18 protein-coding genes are annotated in these 16,776 nt (G+C 30.2%); 12 read left to right on the forward strand and 6 right to left on the reverse strand.

All coding sequences use genetic code 11. The features are described 5' to 3' along the window. Positions 1-135 precede the first annotated feature (135 nt). The 3 genes from GQR92_RS10610 to greA all read right to left on the reverse strand — a co-directional run bounded on the left by GQR92_RS10610 (position 136) and on the right by greA (position 1,545). A complete protein-coding gene (locus GQR92_RS10610; protein WP_158839349.1) occupies positions 136-486 on the reverse strand; it encodes a hypothetical protein in 351 nt (116 codons plus the stop codon). A gap of 22 nt (positions 487-508) precedes the next feature. Then, a complete protein-coding gene (locus tag GQR92_RS10615; protein ID WP_158839351.1) occupies positions 509-898 on the reverse strand; it encodes an HIT family protein in 390 nt (129 codons plus the stop codon). Between the two features lie 173 nt (positions 899-1,071). Beyond that, positions 1,072-1,545 carry a transcription elongation factor GreA gene (greA, locus tag GQR92_RS10620; RefSeq protein ID WP_158839353.1) on the reverse strand — a complete coding sequence of 158 codons (474 nt, stop codon included), beginning with the start codon at positions 1,543-1,545 and terminating at the stop codon, positions 1,072-1,074. Positions 1,546-1,826: 281 nt separating this feature from the next. On the opposite strand from greA, the gene GQR92_RS10625 reads away from it, so the two are divergent. From GQR92_RS10625 to GQR92_RS10650, 6 genes are all read left to right on the forward strand, one after another. Next, positions 1,827-2,165: a Rieske 2Fe-2S domain-containing protein gene (locus GQR92_RS10625; RefSeq protein ID WP_158839355.1), complete on the forward strand. Its 339-nt coding sequence runs from the start codon at positions 1,827-1,829 to the stop codon at positions 2,163-2,165. Between the two features lie 58 nt (positions 2,166-2,223). After that, entirely contained in the window at positions 2,224-3,381 is a 1,158-nt protein-coding gene (locus tag GQR92_RS10630) for a 5-(carboxyamino)imidazole ribonucleotide synthase (RefSeq protein WP_158839357.1), read from the forward strand. Positions 3,382-3,467: 86 nt separating this feature from the next. Next, complete coding sequence (locus tag GQR92_RS10635; protein ID WP_158839359.1) at positions 3,468-4,763, forward strand: AAA family ATPase; 1,296 nt, start codon at positions 3,468-3,470, stop codon at positions 4,761-4,763. A gap of 2 nt (positions 4,764-4,765) precedes the next feature. Then, the gene (locus tag GQR92_RS10640; RefSeq protein WP_158839361.1) at positions 4,766-5,362 is read left to right on the forward strand and encodes an HNH endonuclease domain-containing protein; all 597 of its coding nucleotides are present in this window, start codon (positions 4,766-4,768) and stop codon (positions 5,360-5,362) included. Positions 5,363-5,373: 11 nt separating this feature from the next. Next, the gene (gene purE, locus GQR92_RS10645; RefSeq protein WP_158839363.1) at positions 5,374-5,853 is read left to right on the forward strand and encodes a 5-(carboxyamino)imidazole ribonucleotide mutase; all 480 of its coding nucleotides are present in this window, start codon (positions 5,374-5,376) and stop codon (positions 5,851-5,853) included. 88 nt (positions 5,854-5,941) lie between these two features. Next, a complete protein-coding gene (locus GQR92_RS10650; RefSeq protein ID WP_158839365.1) occupies positions 5,942-7,960 on the forward strand; it encodes a M3 family metallopeptidase in 2,019 nt (672 codons plus the stop codon). 75 nt (positions 7,961-8,035) lie between these two features. Here GQR92_RS10650 and GQR92_RS10655 read toward each other — a convergent pair whose 3' ends face one another. Beyond that, entirely contained in the window at positions 8,036-9,274 is a 1,239-nt protein-coding gene (locus GQR92_RS10655) for a glycosyltransferase family 4 protein (protein WP_158839367.1), read from the reverse strand. Next, complete coding sequence (locus tag GQR92_RS10660) at positions 9,275-9,748, reverse strand: heme-binding domain-containing protein (protein ID WP_158839369.1); 474 nt, start codon at positions 9,746-9,748, stop codon at positions 9,275-9,277. A 135-nt stretch (positions 9,749-9,883) separates the two neighbouring features. Here GQR92_RS10660 and lpdA point away from each other — a divergent pair, with 135 nt between their 5' ends. Then, on the forward strand, positions 9,884-11,284 hold the full coding sequence (gene lpdA / locus GQR92_RS10665; protein ID WP_158839371.1) for a dihydrolipoyl dehydrogenase: 1,401 nt from the start codon (positions 9,884-9,886) through the stop codon (positions 11,282-11,284). A gap of 40 nt (positions 11,285-11,324) precedes the next feature. Here lpdA and GQR92_RS10670 read toward each other — a convergent pair whose 3' ends face one another. Further along, on the reverse strand, positions 11,325-11,933 hold the full coding sequence (locus tag GQR92_RS10670) for a DUF4230 domain-containing protein (protein ID WP_158839373.1): 609 nt from the start codon (positions 11,931-11,933) through the stop codon (positions 11,325-11,327). Positions 11,934-12,088: 155 nt separating this feature from the next. On the opposite strand from GQR92_RS10670, the gene GQR92_RS10675 reads away from it, so the two are divergent. The 5 genes from GQR92_RS10675 to tilS are packed head-to-tail and all read left to right on the forward strand — an operon-like array spanning position 12,089 to position 16,687. After that, positions 12,089-13,309, forward strand: coding sequence for a hypothetical protein (locus tag GQR92_RS10675; RefSeq protein ID WP_158839375.1), 1,221 nt, complete (start codon positions 12,089-12,091; stop codon positions 13,307-13,309). A 22-nt stretch (positions 13,310-13,331) separates the two neighbouring features. Further along, positions 13,332-14,633: an anthranilate synthase component I family protein gene (locus tag GQR92_RS10680; protein WP_158839377.1), complete on the forward strand. Its 1,302-nt coding sequence runs from the start codon at positions 13,332-13,334 to the stop codon at positions 14,631-14,633. Between the two features lie 6 nt (positions 14,634-14,639). Then, positions 14,640-14,873, forward strand: a complete 234-nt coding sequence (locus tag GQR92_RS10685) for a hypothetical protein (protein ID WP_158839379.1) — start codon at positions 14,640-14,642, stop codon at positions 14,871-14,873. Beyond that, a complete protein-coding gene (locus tag GQR92_RS10690) occupies positions 14,874-15,335 on the forward strand; it encodes a hypothetical protein (protein ID WP_158839382.1) in 462 nt (153 codons plus the stop codon). Between the two features lie 41 nt (positions 15,336-15,376). Continuing rightward, positions 15,377-16,687 carry a tRNA lysidine(34) synthetase TilS gene (gene tilS / locus GQR92_RS10695; RefSeq protein WP_158839384.1) on the forward strand — a complete coding sequence of 437 codons (1,311 nt, stop codon included), beginning with the start codon at positions 15,377-15,379 and terminating at the stop codon, positions 16,685-16,687. Positions 16,688-16,776 lie beyond the last annotated feature (89 nt).

Genomic DNA, 16,776 nt, shown 5'->3' on the forward strand with positions numbered 1-16,776 from the left:
AATGGTAGGCTTTTTAATTAGAAGCTATTTCCTGCTTTCACTACTCGCTTTTTTTATCCTAAAAAGGAATAAAAAAGAGCTCAAACAGACCGTTCAATCAGGGCTAAACTTCTTTGCTAACTAATTATTTGAAATTTATACAGTATAGTTTTCAAGTAAGAAATTTAATATTTTATAAATACCAAAACCTAAAATCATTCCTATTAACATCCAATAAAAACGTTGTTTTTTGTCTGTTTCTACAATTCGCTTATCTAACAATTCCCCATTATTTTTCAATTCAAGTATAATTTCATTTTTATCGAATTGTTTATAATTTGATTCTAATGTTAAATCGCTTAATTTTAGTTTTACTTTATGCTTAATTCCAAAAAAAGAGAACTTCTTAGAGATTATTTTTCCATTTAACAAAACACTTTCAACTCCTAAAAAAGAATTTAAAAACTCAATTTTATTAGATTCTATATTAAATTCAGCGTATTTCATTTTTAATTAGAGTTATTAATCTTTATTTAAGTTCAGATGAAATACTTGCCGCCAATGCCACAAACTCATCATTTGTTAATTTTACTTTTTTAGTAAATTGAATATCTTCCATTGCATTTGTAGGCACTAAATGTACATGTACATGTGGCACTTCTAAACCAATAACACTCATACAAACTCTTTTACAAGCAACTGCTTTTTCTAAAGCTTTTGCAACTCTGTAAGAAAAATTCATAAGGTTTAAATATTCTTCTTTAGACAAGTCGAATAATTTATTTTCTTCCTTTTTTGGCACTACTAAAGTGTGTCCTTTTGCATTTGGGTTGATATCTAAAAAAGCTATGTAGTTATCGTCTTCTGCTACTTTGTAACACGGAATTTCTCCTTCTATTATTTTTGTAAAAATGCTCATATAATTAGGTTTTAGTTGTTGGTTTTAGTTGAAGAACTAAATATAAAAAAGAATTCGGGTTCTAGCAGTGCTAAAACCCGAATTTATAATGAATAAAAACGTCATTGCGAATGTAATGAAGCAATCTTTTAATCGATAAAGAGATTACTTCGTCATTCTTCCTCGTAATGATTTTATCTCGTAATTTCTACAATCTCGAATTTCATAATCCCGCTAGGTACCTGAATTTCTGCAACATCACCAACTATTTTACCTAACAAACCTTTACCAATTGGCGAGTTTACAGATAGTTTTCCGTTTCTAACATCGGTTTCAGAATCTGCTACCAAGGTGTAAGAAAACTCCATTCCGTTTGCAGAATTTTTAATTTTAACAATCGAATGAATTAGTACTTTAGAAGTATCTAATTGAGATTCATCTATAATTCTAGCATTAGAAATTACATTCTTTAATTTTGCAATCTTAAATTCTAAGTGAGATTGTTCTTCTTTTGCTGCGTGATATTCTGCATTTTCACTTAAATCTCCTTTATCTCGTGCATCTGCAATTTCTGTAGTTACTCTTGGTCTTTCTACTTGTTCTAGTTGCACCAATTCTTCTTTCAATTTCTTTAATCCTTCTGCTGAATAATATGATATATCGCTCATTTTTTTTTTAATTTAAATTCATCAACTTTTCTTAATAAATTATTTAAATTTATTAAGAAAAGAGTAACTCTCTCTCTCTTATAATACCCTTTATGGGGTTAAATTTAAAAATCCCATTACCTTTGCAGTAATGAGATTGTCTTACAAATATACAAAATATTTGTAAATTTCAATCGTTTTAGATAAAATGAAACTTTTGTATGTTTAAAAAAATATTGTTTTTATGCTTTTCCATAACAATTTTATCATGTAGCGATAACACGCAAATTAATGATTGTTTTATGGATGTAAACGTCTCTGAAGTTTTAAATACCAGACTTCCTTCTAACCAATTATTAACAATAAATGGTACTAGTAAAACGTATTCTATAGATGGTAGACAGATTCATATTATTAGAAATAATGCTTCAGATTTTATTGCGTTTGATTTAGAATGCCCAGATAGAAACTGTAATACCCCTTTAGATATTGTTACAAATGCACCTCTTATAACGTGCACTTGCCATAACAGAAACTATAATTATTTACAAGGCGGCGCATTAATTGGAGAAGAAGGTTGCGGTATGTTAATGTACACCGTAAACCTACTTGGAAGCGATGCAGTACAAATAAGGAATTAAATTAATAGATTAGTTAATTTGAGTTGCTTATTTTTGCCTAAACACAACAATATTCAACGTGAAAAACTATTATTCTTCAGATTTTAAATTAGGCGTTCTTGGTGGCGGACAATTAGGCAGAATGCTTTTGGCCGAAACTCAAAAATTAGACATTCATACTTCTATTTTAGAAAGCAACAAAAACGCACCTTGTGCAGAAATTTGTAACACCTTTGTTGTTGGAGATTTATTAGATTTTGATGCTGTATATAATTTTGGTAAAACGGTAGATGTATTGACCATTGAAATTGAAAATGTAAATCTTGATGCCTTAGACAAACTGGAAGAAGAAGGTTTAACTATTTTTCCCAAGCCAAAAGATTTACGTATCATTCAAAGTAAAGCAAGACAGAAAAACTTTTATATAGATCATCAAATTCCTACTGCAGAATTTTCTCATTATGCATATTTAGAGGAATTAAAACATTGTTTTGAAAACAATATTATCGATTTTCCTTTTGTTTGGAAAGCAGCACGTTTTGGTTATGATGGTACTGGTGTTAAAATTGTTAGAAATATAGACGATTTAAACAACTTACCTAATGTTGAGTGTATTACCGAAAAACTGATTCCTTTTAAAAATGAATTGGCAGTAATTGTGGCAAGAAATGTTAGTGGAGAGGTAAAAACATATCCTGTTGTAGAAATGGAATTTCACCCAGAAGCAAACCAGGTTGAGTATGTTATTTGTCCGGCAAGGATAAATAGTACCGTTGCAGAAAAAGCAAGAGAAGTTGCTTTAAAAGTAGTAAGTGATTTAGATTTTGTTGGTTTATTGGCTGTAGAAATGTTTCAAACAGTAGATGATAAAATCTTAGTGAATGAAGTTGCTCCAAGACCTCATAATTCTGGCCATTATTCTATAGAAGCAAGTTACACCAACCAATTTGAACAACATATTCGTTCTATTTTAAATCTTCCTTTAGGAAATACAGATAGTAAAGTTGCCGGAATTATGGTAAATTTGGTTGGTGAAGAAGGCTTTTCTGGTGATGTAATTTACGAGAATATAGAAGAAATTTTAAAGATTGATGGTGTTACGCCACATATCTACGGAAAGAAAGAAACTCGTCCGTTTCGTAAAATGGGACATGTTACGATTGTAAATGCGGATATTGATGTTGCAAGAAAAGTAGCGCAAGAGGTTAAAGAAACGATTAGGGTAATTTCTAAGTAATAGAAAATAGAATTGGTGTATTATTTTTACAGCAACTAAAAAACAAGTTTGATAAGTTATTCTTAAATTAGTCAAAATTTCTAAAAATGAAAATTTCTAAACTACATATAGAACAGTATAAACATCTAGAAAACCTAGAATTTGATTTTACGTATCAAACAGGAAAAAGAAAAGGACAACCTTTAGATAAAATTTGTTTTATTGGGCAGAGTGCTACTGGGAAGACTAATTTGTTGGAGTTATTGTTTTCAGAAACAAAACGAGCTTTAAATCAAGAAGTAATTAATGAATCTCTTAGATCACTAAACTATCTTGAAACAAAATTTGATGGCGAGTTAATTATAAATTTCAAAACAGAAACTTATAAAAAAAAGAATGGAGTAACTACTTACAAAGAGAAAGAATATGGGCATACTAATGCAGCAGGACTTGTAAGGAAATTAATTCCAAATAACGTAAAATCAAACTTACTATTTTTTAAATCAAACTTTATTTCAGATGAAAATATTTCAATCTTTAACAGAAACCCAATAGACATCTTTGAAGAAAGTGATTCTCATTTTAAAGAAATTGAAAAGAATAATATAGTAAATCTTGTTGAACCAGATTTTATTTCTGTATTTGATAAAAAAGTAGAATATAAAACTTGGCTGCAATTACTAATTGAAATTTTAGAATATCGTAAAAAGTTCAATCAAAAAATGTCTGAACTTATTCATAAGGGTTTACTGGCAAATACCAATAAATTAAGTTCTGAATTTAAAAAATGGCAAAAAGATAATCCAAATAGTTTAGAGAAATTTGCCTTAAAATTTAATCCCTTAATTGAAAAACTAAACTTAGAGATTGATATAATTAATACAGAATATTCAATTCCTATCGCTAATAAAAGAAACGACGAGATTATACCGATTCAAAATACAAGTACAGGAACAAAAGGTTTATTATTAACATTTTTACCATTATTTAAATTAGATACTAAAGATGCTATTATATTAATGGATGAACCTGAGCGTTCTTTATACCCAGATATGCAAATGGATTTAATAGAGCACTATCAGAATCTTGCTCCAGATGCGCAGTTTATAGTTGCAACGCATTCTCCATTTATTGCTGCTTCTTTTGAACCAGAAGAACGTTTTATTTTATATTTTGATGAAGAAGGTAAAGTTGCCGTTAGAAGAGGAAGTTCTCCTATTGGAGACGACCCAAACGATATGCTAAAAAATGATTTTGGTGTTAATTATTATAATAAACACGGGGAAGATGCATATAAAAAATACCTTAGTTTAAAACAAGCAGTATCAAGTGAAAAAGATCCAAAAAAGAAAAAAGAATTACTGCTTGAAACTGTTAAATTAGGAGATGCTTATAATTTTTAAATATGAAAAGAATTGTAAAAAAAGAAGCATCTGAAATTATAAAAGAAAATCTAAGTTACATTGTTGGAAATTCTTTAAATAATAAAAAAATATCAACAATTTTATATAAAGAGCAGAAAGGGTTTTGTGCTTATACCGAAGAATTTATTGGTAGAACAGATGCTAAAGATATAGAACATTTTAACCCTACATTAAAAGGAACAGATGAAGACTCATATCAGAACTGGTTTTTAGTAAAACACCAATGGAATAAAGAGAAATCTTCTAAATGGGAGAAATTTCAACCGGTTTTACATCCAACTAATCCAACTTTCGAAAATAGAGTTTTATACTTAAACGGAGATTATGTTTTAGCAGATTCAAAAGATATAGAAGCTAAAAATTTAATTGATTTACTTAAGCTAGACGATGTTTTACTTGCAGATGAAAGAAAAAAATACATCAAAAGAAAAAAATCTGAGATGGAAATTTACAATATAAATCCAACAGAATTCTTTGAGTTACTAATTGATGATGATATTAAACAAGTTTCTTACTTAAGAGCAATAGACAAAGAGTTCAATATAAATATATGGAAATTAATTCCTGAAATTGAATAATAAATAAAAATATGGTAGGTATAATAATGGGAAGCGATTCTGATCTTCCAATAATGCAAGAAGCAATAGATATTTTAGAGAGTTTTAATATTGCAATAGAAGTAGATATTGTTTCTGCTCACAGAACTCCAGAGAAATTGGTAGACTATTCTAAAAATGCTCACAAAAGAGGTATTCAAGTAATTATTGCAGGTGCAGGTGGCGCAGCGCACTTACCAGGAATGGTAGCTTCTATGAGTCCGTTGCCAATAATAGGAGTTCCTGTAAAAAGCAGAAATTCTATTGATGGTTGGGATTCTGTTTTATCAATTTTACAAATGCCTGGTGGCGTACCTGTAGCAACTGTAGCTTTAGATGGTGCAAAAAACGCAGGTATTTTAGCGGCTCAAATTATTGGTGCTTCAGACAAAGCTGTTTTAGATAAAATAATTGCTTACAAAGAAGAATTAAAATTGAAGGTTGAACAGGCTTCTGAACGAGTTAGAAAATAAAAAATGTCTCCTCGAGCGCAGTCGAGAGGTTTATTTTAGGTCTCGACTGCGCTCGACCTGACACAGTTTAACAATTACACCTTTTTAGATGAACCCACTTTTACAAGACTTTAATACGGCTCCTTTTTCTAAAATTTCTAATAACGATTACAAACCTGCCATTAAAAAAGGGATTGAAATTGCCAAAACAGAAATTAATGAGCTTATACATAATACTGAAAAACCAACGTTTAAAAATACAACAGTAGCTTTAGATTTTACTGGTGAAAAACTAAACAGAATTACTAGTATTTTTTTCAATTTAAATTCTGCAGAAACCAATGATGAGATTCAGAAAATTGCACAAGAAGTTTCTCCTTGGTTAAGTGAATTTAGTAATGATATTACTTTAAACGAAGATTTGTTTAAAAGAGTAAAATCTGTTTTTGATAGTAAAGAAACGTTAGATTTAACGCCAGAGCAAGCAATGCTTTTAGAAAAGCAGTACAAAAGTTTTGCAAGAAATGGGGCTAATTTAAAGGAAGCTGATAAAATTGAACTTCGTAAAATTGATGCTCAACTTTCTAAATTATCTTTAAAATTTGGAGAAAACGTATTGGCAGAAACGCATGCTTTTGAAATGCATTTAACCGATGAAAAAGATGTAGCAGGTTTGCCAGAAAGTGAAAAAGAAGCAGCCAAAGAAGTGGCAAAATCTAAAGACAAAGAAGGATATATTTTTACGTTAGATTACCCAAGTTACATTCCTTTTTTAACCTATGCTGATAACAGAGAATTGCGTAAAAAAATGGCAATTGCTGCTGGTAAAAAAGCGTTTCAAGCCAATGAATTCAACAATGAAAAAATTGTTTTAGAAATTGTAAATCTTCGTCATCAGAGAGCTAATTTATTAGGTTATAAAACACATGCTCATTTTGTTTTAGAAGAAAGAATGGCAGAAACGCCAGAAAAAGTAATCGAATTTTCTAATAATCTTTTAGAAAAAGCAAAACCTGCTGCTTTAAAAGAATTTGAAAACTTAGAAAACTTTGCTAAAAAATTAGACGGAATAGACCAACTTGAAAAATGGGATGGTTCTTACTATTCTGAGAAATTAAAGAAAGAATTATTCGATTTAGATCAAGAATTATTAAAGCCTTATTTTAAATTAGAAAACGTAATTGATGGTGTTTTTGAAATTGCCAACAGATTATATGATTTAAAATTTGAAGAAGTATCTAACATCGACAAATATCACGAAGATGTTAAAACATATAACGTAACAGATATAAACGGTAACTTTATTTCTGTGTTTTATGCAGATTTCCATCCAAGAAAAGGCAAACGTAATGGTGCGTGGATGACTTCTTATAAGTCACAACAAATTAAAAACGGAATTAACGAAAGACCACAGGTTTCCATTGTTTGTAATTTTACCAAACCAACCGAAACCAAACCGTCTTTATTAACGTTTAACGAGGTTACAACCTTGTTTCATGAATTTGGTCATGCATTACACGGAATGTTAGCAAATACTACTTACAATAGCTTATCTGGAACATCTGTTTCTTGGGATTTTGTAGAATTACCAAGTCAGGTTTTAGAAAACTGGTGTTTCGAAAAAGAAGCTTTAGAATTGTTTGCAAAACATTATGAAACCGGAGAAGTTATTCCGATGAAATATGTTGAAAAAATTAAAGAATCTGCAAGTTTTCATGAAGGAATGCAAACCTTACGTCAGTTAAGTTTTGGTTTATTAGATATGCAATGGCACGGTGGCGAGTCGCCACAGACAATTACTTCTATAAAAGAGTTTGAGAACAACGCTTTTGCAAACACAAAATTATATCCTGATGTTGCAGAAAACTGTATGAGTACCGCTTTTTCTCATATTTTTCTAGGAGGATATTCTGCCGGATATTATTCTTACAAATGGGCCGAAGTTTTAGATGCTGATGCTTTTGAATATTTCTTAGAAGAAGGAATTTTTAATAAAGAAGTAGCCACCAAATTTAAAGACAATGTACTTTCTAAAGGTGGAACCGAGAAACCTATGGAATTATACAAACGTTTTAGAGGTAAAGAACCAAAACCAGATGCACTTTTAAGAAGAGCGGGGTTAATTTAGTATTCAGTTTTCAGTAGCAGTTTTCAGTTCTCATCTTACTGAAAACTGTAGACTGTTTTACTACCTGCCAAAATGCTACGCATTTTTCTCTTCTATCCATTTACTCATATACTTTGTTGCTTGTAACGTTTGATGTTGTAACAAACTTCCTAAAAAATTATGAGTTCTATGTTGATATAAATTCTCTTGAACTCCTTTTATTTGGTTGATAAAAAGCACTCCTAACTCCTCTTTATCATAAATTTGATTGATGATTTCAATTCCGTTTTTTTGAGATGATTTCCAAAGTTTTTCATCAGTATATAATTGAACTGCTTTTTCTGAAAATTTAGAGTAATCAGATTCTATAAAACCATTCCAATTTAATTTACCAGACATTCCTTCTGCTCCTATTTCTGTTGTAACACTTGGCGTACCACAAATCATAGCTTCGGTTAGTTTTCCTTTTATACCCGCTCCAAAACGAAGAGGCGCTAACACAACTCTTGCCTTTTTTACAACCTCTTTTGCATCTTCTGCAAAGCCTTTAATGATAAATCCTTCTTTTTTATTATGTAATTGATTTATTTGCTGATTTGCATACGCTCCGTAAATATGAACCTCTGCTTTTGGTAAAATCGCTCTAATTTCTTTCCAAATCTCATTTTTTAATGTTAAAACAGCATCAACATTGGGTTTGTGAAAAAAGTTACCAATAAAAATAAAACGATCTCTTTCCTCAAAAATTCTCCATTTTTCTTGCTGATGCTCATCAACCTTATCTAATAAAAAAGGGAGATAATACAAGATTTTTTCATCAACTTTAAAAATATCTTTCAATAAATCCATTTCAAAAGAAGAGATAATCAAACTGATATCACAACGTAAAATTGAAGCGATTTCTCTTTTAGCATCATCCGACTTTAATAATGCGTCCGTTGTAAATTTTTCTCCTTTTTTTAATTGCTGATGACGGGTTTTTCGTAAAAAATGTAAATCTTCCGTATCTAGAATTCGTATTGCATTAGGGCAATTTTCCGCAACGCGCCAACCAAATTGTTCTTCCATCATAAAACGATCGAACAAAACAATTGTTGGGTTTAATTCTTTTATAAAATCATCAAAAGAAACATTATTTAATTCAATAGCAACTTCATCAACACCTAAAGAATTTAAACTTGCTGCTTTATCGCTTTTTTGTGCAGGAGAAGCAAACGTTATTTTATAACCTTCTTGTAAAAACTGTTCTATAAGTTGTAACATTCTACTGCCAGCAGCAGAAGAATTAGGCTCTACCCAAACATACCCAATAATTAAAACTTGTTGAGTATTCAATTACTTCGCATTTAATTGTTGTTTATAATCTGCTTGTACTTTCTTAGCCCAAGTAACCACAGCATCAATTTGATCTTGTGTTAAATTGGCGTCTCCATGCGTCCAAGTATACGAATCTAAAGGCATTTTTTTCTCTGCAACTTCCTCATGAAGCTCATCCATTTTATGTTCTTTCTTTTTTAAAGAATACGCACTCCAAGTAGAAAAATTAAAATGTTTTTTACCGTCTTTAACATGATCTGCCAACCAAAAATTTACAGGAGTAATAGTATTATACCAAGGATAATTAGTTTTACTAGAATGGCAATCGTAACAAGTAGTTTCTAAAATCTTTCTTACATCTGCTGGCGGATTTGTTTCTGCTATAAAGGTTTCTACAGAAGCTAAATCTCCTTCATTTTTTTCGGGACCAAAAAATTGTGCAATTAAAAATATTAAAACAATAACAACTCCTATTTTCTTGATAATTTTCATTGTGTAAATTTTAAGGTTTACAAGACTGTAAAACTACTAAAATCCCTCTTCATTTTGTGAAAATATCCGTATTTTTGTCAACTATCATTAAAAAACAAACCGAAAGGTTACATTATACGCAAAATAAACGCACTCATGAAATACGATATTATTGTAATTGGATCTGGTCCTGGAGGATACATTTCTGCAGTTAGAGCTTCTCAATTAGGTAAAAAAGTAGCAATTATTGAAAAATATTCAACTTTAGGAGGAACCTGTTTAAACGTTGGTTGCATTCCATCTAAAGCATTGTTAGATTCTTCTCATCATTATTATGATGCTGTACATCATTTTGAAGAACATGGTATTTCTGTAGAAAACCCTACTTTCGATTTTGGTAAAATGATAGAAAGAAAGGCTAAAGTTGTAGAAACTACAACAGGAGGAATTACGTATTTAATGGACAAAAACAACGTTGATGTTTTTGAAGGTTTAGGTTCTTTTGAAGATGCTACACATGTAAAAATTACTAAAAATGATGGTTCGTCAGAAATAATTGAAGGAACAAATATTATTATAGCAACAGGTTCTAAACCGTCTACTTTACCTTTTATTTCTTTAGATAAAGAGCGTGTAATTACCTCTACAGAAGCTTTAAAATTACCAGAGGTACCAAAACATTTAATTGTAATTGGTGGTGGTGTTATTGGTTTAGAATTAGGTTCTGTATACAAACGTTTAGGTGCAGATGTTACTGTTGTAGAATATGCGCCTAAAATTACACCAACAATGGATGCTGATGTTTCTAAAGAACTACAAAAAGTTTTAAAGAAACAAGGAATTAAGTTTGCTATAAGTCATGGTGTTACTTCTGTAGAAAGAAATGGTGATGAAATTACAGTAAAAGCAAACAATAAAAAAGGTGTAGAAGTAGAATTTAAAGGAGATTATTGTTTAGTTGCAGTTGGTAGAAAAGCGTATACAGAAGGTTTAGGTTTAGAAAAAGTTGGAGTAGAAGTTAACGAACGTGGGCAGGTTGCTACCAACGATCATTTACAAACAAATGTTTCTAATATTTACGCAATTGGTGATGTTGTTGCTGGTGCTATGCTTGCACACAAAGCAGAAGAAGAAGGTGTTGTGGTTGCAGAATATTTAGCTGGAGAAAAACCACACATCGATTATAATTTAATTCCTGGTATTGTGTACACATGGCCAGAAGTTGCTGCTGTTGGTAAAACAGAAGACGAATTAAAAGAAGCAAAAGCAGATTATAAAGTTGGTAAATTTTCTATGAGAGCTTTAGGTAGATCTCGTGCTAGTGGAGATTTAGATGGTTTTGTAAAAGTTTTAGCTGATAAAAATACAGATGAAATTTTAGGAGTTCACATGGTAGGTGCACGTGTTGCAGATTTAATTATGGAAGCAGCAGTTGCTATGGAATACAGAGCGTCTGCAGAAGACTTGGCAAGAATTTGTCATGGTCACCCAACGTATTCTGAAGCGGTAAAAGAAGCTGCAAAAGCTGCTTGGGACGGAAAACCCTTAAACTCATAAAGAGTAAAAAACATACCATTTAAAAAATCTCGAAATATATTTATTTCGAGATTTTTTTATTTTCTTCATTTGTTTCTAAAGCTGTAAAATCTAATTTCCAGCCAATCGTTTCTACTAAATTTTCCATTAAAATAATTGACTCTAAAGCTTCTTTATTTGCAAGGCGAATTAAATTACTTTCTGGTATTTTACTAAGCACATGTTCTTTTGCTTCTTTATTTAAAGTGGTAAAATCTTCTGTATCAAACTTATTTAGGTAGCCGTTTTTTAAATCATAAAATTTAATATCACACTCTATAGAAACCACTTCTGGTTGCGGAAAAGCAGACATAACAATTTCTTTTTTTTCTGTATTAGCCTCTAATTTAATTTTTCTAAAATCGAAGCCAATATGTGCTTTTGCGTGAATTAAAATAATGGCTTTTTTCTTACTTGTAAATCCCCAAAAATTTTCTTTGGTATTTTCATGATGATAGATTTCAGAAAAATCTCCTTCTACCGTAATCAACTTTGATACTTTCTTTATTTTGTCTAATAAGATAACAGATTGTTTTTCTGTTAAACTCTTTTTTTTTGATAAAGAAAATCGTTGCGAGATTACATAAGAAATTCCTAAACCAATAACCAACCCTAAAATAACTAACTCCATACTGTAAATATACTATTGTTTTCTTAAATTTTAACACTCTTGCATAAGCATGAACATCAAAATTAAATTCTCAAAAAAAACTTTGACAATAAGCTTCTTTGGGTTAAAAACTAAAGAAGCTTTTTTTTTAAGGAGCTTTAGTCTATTTTTATCCCATGAAAAAAACCAACCTACTCTACTTTTTTCTATTGATTTACACCGTTTGTTTGGCACAAAAAACAGACAGCATTCCGCTTAAAAACGGAATAGATAAACCTAGTTTATTACCGATTCATCATTTTGGGATGTTTTCGGCAAGAATCAATCAAAATTTTAAAATTAGACCGCCAGAAATATCCACTTTAAATTTTTCTTACGCGAGCGCAAATACGTTTCACCCTTTTGTAGAAATGTATATACCAGAAGACGAAGCTACCCGACAAACTCTAAAACAACAAACTTGGTATGACAGGCATTTTTATGAAAACCAACAAACAACACCTGCTGATTACGAAAACATTATTGTAGATGCCGTTTTTAAAAATTTCAGGATTGATTATAATACCAAAATCGGAAAAAACCATGAACTCGGAATCACACTTCGCTCCTATTTAGTAAGCAAAGGTAAATACCCTTTTTCGGTTTTTACAAGTGATGAAACAATAGAATGGTTTCATAGCAATGTTGCTGGTGGAGAAGATCCTTTTGGCCGAAAATATTATGGTATTAACAAAGTAAATGTGAACTACCAAGATAGAAATGGTAACACTTTAGAATTAAAAGACGGTCAATTTCTTTTTGCAGGAATAGAATTCAATCATTTTTATTATCCAAATTTCATCAATCTAAAAAATAGAAATATTCATGTTAATTTTGGTTCTCATTTAGGTGTTAACACGTCAAAAAACACCCCTTCTATAGATGTTGGTGTTTCTGGAAACATTGTAAAAGAATGGAAATTAAACGAAAATTCAGAAATTAGATCTGGCTTTGGTACAAGTTTTTTAAGAAAAAATGCCATTAATTTTAAGGAAAACCTTGTAAACTTAGGAAACAATAAATATTTAGGAAGTTTAGAAACCATGTTTGAGTTTACAAAATACACCAGAAAGAAAAATTACCATTCTGTATCTGTTAATTACCAAATTCAATCTCGCTTTAGCAAAAGAGCAGAAGCAGATTATTATCAGTTGGTGGGGCTTTGGCAAGAAATTCATTCTGGTTGGCAAAATGGTTTCGCAAAATTATACGAATACCAATCTGCTTGGAGCTGGCTGTATACTTACACAAGAAAAGAATACAGTTTTACCATATACGTAAAGGAAGATTTGTATTTAAACAACTCGCCAGATTTACAAACAGGAATCAGTTTAAAAATTCCGCTTTCTAACAAATAAGATTTGTATTTTTGACGCAAATATGCAAAGAACAATTCGCACTTTTTCCATTGATAATATTATTGAATTCAAGAACAATTTATTGTCTTGGGCACAACAATTTGAAACCGTACTTTGGTTAGATTCTAACAAATATCATCAAAAATATGCTAGTTTTGATGGTGCTTTAGCTGCAGATGATTTTACTTCGATAAAAACAGATTATCATCAAGCTTTTAACAAGTTAAAAGAATACCAAACCATTACCAAAGATTATATTTTTGGTTATATGACCTATGATATTAAGAATGATGTAGAGCGTCTTTCTTCTAATAATTTTGATGGTTTACACTTTGCTGATTTATATTTTTTTCAGCCTAAAAAACTTATTTTCATCAAAGGAAACACAGCTGAGTTTCATTATTTAAGAATGGCTGATGATGAGATTGAAAGCGATTTTGAAGAAATTAAAAAATTTGAAGACTCAATAATTAAAGAATCAGCTTCTGATATTAAAATAAAGCTTAGAATTCATAAAGATGAATACCACGCTAAAGTAACCAAAGTTTTAGAACACATAAAAAAAGGAGATATTTACGAAGCCAATTTTTGTCAAGAATTTTATGCCGAAAATGCAACGATAAACCCGGTGGAAGTTTACAAACACCTCAACCAAATTTCTGAACCTCCTTTTGCTTCTTTTTTTAAATTAGATGATAAATTTGCTTTGTGTGCATCACCAGAAAGATACCTTAAAAAGGAAGGCACAAAAATAATTTCTCAACCCATTAAAGGCACTGCTAAAAGATTGGTAAGTGAGTTTGACGATGCTCAATTAGCTTTAGATTTAATGCGCGACGAAAAAGAGCGTGCAGAAAACGTAATGATTGTAGATTTGGTTAGAAACGACCTATCTAAAACAGCAAAAATAGGAAGCGTAAAAGTAGAAGAACTTTGTAAAGTATATTCTTTTAAGCAAGTACATCAGCTAATATCTACCGTGGTCTCTGAGGTTGAAGAAAACACACATCCAATAGACATAATTCAAAGCACGTATCCGATGGGAAGTATGACCGGAGCACCTAAAGTTTCTGCTATGAAAATTATTGAAAACCTAGAAGAAACAAAACGTGGTTTATACTCAGGATCAATAGGTTATTTTACTCCAGAAAATGATTTCGATTTTAATGTAATTATAAGAAGTATCTTATATAATGAAGAAAAAAAATACATATCTTATTCTGTTGGTGGCGCTATAACCGCAAAATCTATAGTAGAAAAAGAGTATGAAGAATGTTTGCTAAAAGCAAAGGCTATGAAGTATGTTTTGCTGAATTCAAAATAAAAAAATATGATACCAAATCAAGAAGAACTTTTTCAAAAAACGTTAGATAGTTTAGATGAAAAACCAACGGAACAAAATATGTTTAACATGTTCTTAAAATTGTACCCAGCAGAATGGAAAGCACTAAAAGTTACCTTTTCTAAATTTAACCGAAGTAAACAATTTGGTAAAACAATTCCGTTACCAAAACCAGAAGTGTCTATAAGAAAAGACATTCGTGTTTGGTTAAATAAACAATAAATGGCCGATTTAATATCTTTCTTTTTAGATATTTATTTAGACATTAAATATTGGATTAAATACAAGAAACAACGGAAGTTTGAGAAAGAGAATAACCTGCCCAAAAGTATTGTTTGGTATCCGTACATAAAACAATTTGCAATATTATTTAGCGTTCTTTTTGCTGTTTATTTTCTTGTTGTTATTTTTATTTTAAAGGATAATAATCAGAAAAAAACAACCAAAAGGATGACGGAAATTTCTAAACTTTTAGCCTCAGAAAAAAAACAGTTTGGTAAATTTCCATCAGAATTAAAAGACATTATTAGAAATAATCCTCTAAGATCTAATATAACCATAGATTCTTGGAAAGCTGCTTTTGTATATATTCCATCTAAAGGTGGACAAAATTATCAACTGATTTCTTTAGGAGGAGACGGAATACTATCTACTAAAGACGATATTGTATATTCTTCTAAATAAAAAACATCAACATATATAAAATGTGTTATTTTTGATATATAATGCTACAAGAACTCTCTAACCACATCAACCATAATCTTCCTTTTTTAAAAGGCAAGAAATTATTAATCGCCATTTCTGGCGGAATAGACTCTGTTGTTTTAACACATCTGTTATCAGCATTAAAATTTAATATATCACTGGCACATTGCAACTTTAATTTAAGAGGCACAGAAAGCGATTTAGATGAAAACTTTGTTAAGGAATTAGGTAAAGAACAAAACATAGCTGTTTTTACATCTCATTTTAACACTGAAGAATTCGCTAAAAAAAATAAACAATCTACACAAATTGCTGCAAGAAACTTACGGTATGATTGGTTTAATGAACTGATTGAAAAACACCAATTTGATTATCTCTTAACAGCACATCATGCCGATGATAATTTAGAAACTTTTCTTATTAATTTAACCCGTGGCGCAGGTTTAGATGGTTTAACTGGTATTCCAGAAATTAACGGAAATATTGTACGCCCGTTATTAACTTTCTCTAGAAATGACGTTTTAACGTTTGCTAAAGAAAATAATATTTATTGGCGAGAAGATAAAAGTAATGCATCTACAAAATACACAAGAAATAAAATTAGACACCTTATTACTCCTATTTTAAAAGAAATTAATCCTAGTTTACTAGAAACCTTTACAAAAACTACAGAACACTTAAAGGAAAGTCTGCAAATTATTGAAGATAAAGTTAACGATGTTTCTACAAAAGTAATATCAACAGAAAACAATTTTATAAAATTAGATATTAGTGAGATAGAAAAAACATCAAACCCAAAAGCGTATTTATATCAACTTTTAAAAGAATATAATTTTACAGAATGGAATGATGTTTATCAATTACTTTCTGCTCAATCGGGTAAACAAGTTTTATCTAAAACACATACATTATTAAAAAACAGAGGTTTTTTATTGCTTTCTAAAAATGTATCTTCTAATGAAGTTAAAATGTTTTTAATTGAAGAAACTCAATCTGAAATTACAAACCCAATTCATCTTAAATTAGAAGAAGTAAAAGAAAAATCAACAGAAAATAACCAAACCATTTATGTTGATAAACAACGTTTAAGTTTTCCGTTAACACTTAGAAAATGGCAAGATGGCGATTTCTTTTATCCAACAGGAATGACCGGGAAAAAGAAATTGAGCAAGTATTTTAAAGACCAAAAATTATCGCTTTTAGAAAAACAAAATACGTGGTTACTTTGCAATAATAATGAGGATATTATTTGGATTATAGATTATCGCTTAGACAATCGTTTTGAAACAACCCAACAAACAAAATCTATTTTAAAAATAGCTCTTCTATAAAACTTTGCCGCTGTTTTTTCAACTCAAAAAAAACAAAATCAACAAATAGTAACAGAAAATAAACATTTCATAAAAAAGAAATGAAATTT

This window comes from Polaribacter sp. L3A8 (assembly GCF_009796785.1).
In the GTDB taxonomy this organism is placed as follows: Bacteria; Bacteroidota; Bacteroidia; order Flavobacteriales; family Flavobacteriaceae; genus Polaribacter.

Coding starts and splice junctions, on each gene's coding strand:
- GQR92_RS10675 (WP_158839375.1), top strand. CDS start 12,089: ATGAAAAAAACCAACCTACTCTACTTTTTTCTATTGATTTACACCGTT.
- GQR92_RS10615 (WP_158839351.1), bottom strand. CDS start 898: ATGAGCATTTTTACAAAAATAATAGAAGGAGAAATTCCGTGTTACAAA.
- GQR92_RS10650 (WP_158839365.1), top strand. CDS start 5,942: ATGAACCCACTTTTACAAGACTTTAATACGGCTCCTTTTTCTAAAATT.
- GQR92_RS10660 (WP_158839369.1), bottom strand. CDS start 9,748: ATGAAAATTATCAAGAAAATAGGAGTTGTTATTGTTTTAATATTTTTA.
- GQR92_RS10690 (WP_158839382.1), top strand. CDS start 14,874: ATGGCCGATTTAATATCTTTCTTTTTAGATATTTATTTAGACATTAAA.
- GQR92_RS10685 (WP_158839379.1), top strand. CDS start 14,640: ATGATACCAAATCAAGAAGAACTTTTTCAAAAAACGTTAGATAGTTTA.
- lpdA (WP_158839371.1), top strand. CDS start 9,884: ATGAAATACGATATTATTGTAATTGGATCTGGTCCTGGAGGATACATT.
- GQR92_RS10625 (WP_158839355.1), top strand. CDS start 1,827: ATGGATGTAAACGTCTCTGAAGTTTTAAATACCAGACTTCCTTCTAAC.
- greA (WP_158839353.1), bottom strand. CDS start 1,545: ATGAGCGATATATCATATTATTCAGCAGAAGGATTAAAGAAATTGAAA.
- GQR92_RS10640 (WP_158839361.1), top strand. CDS start 4,766: ATGAAAAGAATTGTAAAAAAAGAAGCATCTGAAATTATAAAAGAAAAT.
- tilS (WP_158839384.1), top strand. CDS start 15,377: ATGCTACAAGAACTCTCTAACCACATCAACCATAATCTTCCTTTTTTA.
- purE (WP_158839363.1), top strand. CDS start 5,374: ATGGTAGGTATAATAATGGGAAGCGATTCTGATCTTCCAATAATGCAA.
- GQR92_RS10610 (WP_158839349.1), bottom strand. CDS start 486: ATGAAATACGCTGAATTTAATATAGAATCTAATAAAATTGAGTTTTTA.
- GQR92_RS10670 (WP_158839373.1), bottom strand. CDS start 11,933: ATGGAGTTAGTTATTTTAGGGTTGGTTATTGGTTTAGGAATTTCTTAT.
- GQR92_RS10680 (WP_158839377.1), top strand. CDS start 13,332: ATGCAAAGAACAATTCGCACTTTTTCCATTGATAATATTATTGAATTC.
- GQR92_RS10635 (WP_158839359.1), top strand. CDS start 3,468: ATGAAAATTTCTAAACTACATATAGAACAGTATAAACATCTAGAAAAC.